The sequence below is a fragment of the uncultured Brachyspira sp. genome, assembly GCF_934747485.1.
GTDB lineage: Bacteria > Spirochaetota > Brachyspiria > Brachyspirales > Brachyspiraceae > Brachyspira.
This window is the reverse complement of the sequence record NZ_CAKVGN010000125.1, coordinates 1-2,225: the sequence shown is the minus strand read 5'-3', so window position 1 is coordinate 2,225 and position 2,225 is coordinate 1. Positions and strand designations below refer to the sequence as shown.

Sequence of the window (2,225 nt, the reverse complement as noted above, 5' to 3'; positions counted from 1 at the left end):
ATAATAATTGTAATAAAAATACCGAAAATAAAAAATAGTTTTACATATTGAAAGTATTATGCAATTTATATATAATTAAATTAGGTAGTTTATTTTACGGCAATTTTTTTCCGCTATTTTCCATCATAGCTTTATCCGTCCGCAGAGTGAGCTGCCTTAACGGCAAGCCCTGCGGTCCTGTTAATAATAGTATAAAATAATAAAAAAATCATGCAAGCTTTCGCCAAAAAAGAAAATATAAATAATATTTTTTATTTTTACCGACTATTATATAGTATAGTTTTATCTATTAGTTAGTTGATATTGGCTATTATTTGTTATATAATAAATCGTATATTAAGGACTTGTAAATGAATATATTTAAAAATTTTTTATAGATATGATAAAAAAGATTAAAAAATGGTTGGTGATTGCTCGTGTCTTGTGAGATAAAAGGAAAGAGAATAAGGGAGTAAAACAATTAGATAAATTATTAGTTATAGCGAATTTGATACAGAACAATATTGTAAAGATATTAATAAAACATTATCTAATTAATAGAAATAAGTCAGATTTTATTTATTTACATATTGATTATGCATTAATCTATTCTTTAATTCTAATGCCTCATCTTTTCTTTCTTTTTCTTTAATTTCAGAATCTAAATAATTATTAATATGCGAAAAAGCAAGATTATATAATTCTCTTGAGTAATATTCGTCTTTATTTTTATATGCATCTCCTAATTTCTCATAAGTAACGGCTAAATTATAATTAAGAATATCAATAAAATTTCCATCATTTTGATTTTTAGCAAAAGATAGTCCTAATCTAAAAGAAGATATAGCAGATTCAAAATTATTTTTTTGAAATTGCGATATGCCTATATTATTATAATAATTAGCATCCCTATTATACATATTTATTATCCTTTTCATTTAGATTTATTTTATTAGAGTTAGTTTTTATTTCGCTATTTTTAGCCTCTTTTTTTAGTTCCCTATCGCCCAATTCAATATTTAACGATGTTACTCTTTCCGATATATCATCAATTTCTTCTTTAAACTTTGTTACATTTTCTTTAAATTTATCTAATAAATCTAAATCTCTCTCTATTTTTTTATTATTACTGTTATAATTATATAAATTGAATCCTGTAATTATTATAAATAAAACCGATAGTAAAGCTAACCATAGGGAAGCAAAATGGTTAGAATCATTTTGATAATGCGCTATTCTTTCCTCTAAAAATAGAATTCTATTATTAATAAAATTATGATTAGATATTATATTATTCGTATCCAATAGGTTTATGTTATAAAACATATTTGTTATCCCGCTTAATGAAGTTTTATAAATCCTTTTGCTTTCCTCATTATACCATATAAAGCCAATAAAGTAAATTATTATAGATATAATTATAATAATATAAACTCCTATAGAGTGTTTTGCTTTCTGATTTTTATTATTCATTTTACTCCATTCTATAATAGGAATTATAATAGAATAAAATATAACGAATAACATTATAATTACTACTATATGCATCTATATTAACATCGGAATTATACCTATTAAATTTATTAATTATATGTTATTATATTATATAAGGATTAACAAATGAATATATTTAACAAACTTTTTAATAAAAAGAAAATAGAAGGAGAACACGCGGAAGATATTGAATATATAAATCGCAAAGAGGAACTTATAGGGTTCGTTAAACAAGGCGGTGTAATTGTTTGTTGTAGCGAGAAAGATTGGAGAGTTAAGATTGAAAAATTAGAAAATAAAGGAATACCTTATATATTTACTACTGAAGAAGAGGCTTTAAAATATAATAATGAAAATTGAAGACTTAATTGGTAAAAAGAATTATAAAAAACAATTAGAAAAAGATTCTTTTCAATATGGATTGCCTGTGTCAAGGAATACTCAGAGTTTAAAGTTTAGAAATTTATTACAAGAAACAGCGGGTAAAAGAGCCAATATTTATATAAAGACTATAAAATACCTTTATGGGATAAAAATACTTATGGTTATGATAAAAAATTTAAACAATTTAATCCTAATATAAGAGCTCTTACAACTATAAATAAAGAAACGGGTAATCCAGAAATAGATTTTTATACTCCTATAAAAGATATTTCTTTAGCTGCATCTCGCAATACCGTAGGACATGAATTAGGACATGCTAAATATCATATATACATGAAAGAATTAAATAGTAAACTTGAGGATGCTGA

The 2,225-nt window shown here is 23.5% G+C and carries 4 protein-coding genes; 2 read left to right on the top strand and 2 right to left on the bottom strand.

The window, feature by feature from the left end; all coding sequences use genetic code 11:
• Positions 1 to 554 precede the first annotated feature (554 nt).
• Both Q0H31_RS13095 and Q0H31_RS13090 read right to left on the bottom strand, forming a co-directional pair.
• Positions 555 to 899, bottom strand: a complete 345-nt coding sequence (locus tag Q0H31_RS13095; RefSeq protein ID WP_295298903.1) for a hypothetical protein — start codon at positions 897 to 899, stop codon at positions 555 to 557.
• Positions 892 to 1,452 carry a hypothetical protein gene (locus Q0H31_RS13090; protein ID WP_295298901.1) on the bottom strand — a complete coding sequence of 187 codons (561 nt, stop codon included), beginning with the start codon at positions 1,450 to 1,452 and terminating at the stop codon, positions 892 to 894. Before Q0H31_RS13090 ends, Q0H31_RS13095 begins: the two co-directional genes overlap by 8 nt.
• 147 nt (positions 1,453 to 1,599) lie before the next feature.
• Here Q0H31_RS13090 and Q0H31_RS13085 point away from each other — a divergent pair, with 147 nt between their 5' ends.
• Both Q0H31_RS13085 and Q0H31_RS13080 read left to right on the top strand, forming a co-directional pair.
• The gene (locus tag Q0H31_RS13085) at positions 1,600 to 1,833 is read left to right on the top strand and encodes a hypothetical protein (protein ID WP_295298899.1); all 234 of its coding nucleotides are present in this window, start codon (positions 1,600 to 1,602) and stop codon (positions 1,831 to 1,833) included.
• Positions 1,823 to 2,056, top strand: coding sequence for a hypothetical protein (locus Q0H31_RS13080; protein ID WP_295298896.1), 234 nt, complete (start codon positions 1,823 to 1,825; stop codon positions 2,054 to 2,056). Before Q0H31_RS13085 ends, Q0H31_RS13080 begins: the two co-directional genes overlap by 11 nt.
• The last annotated feature ends 169 nt before the right edge of the window (positions 2,057 to 2,225 follow it).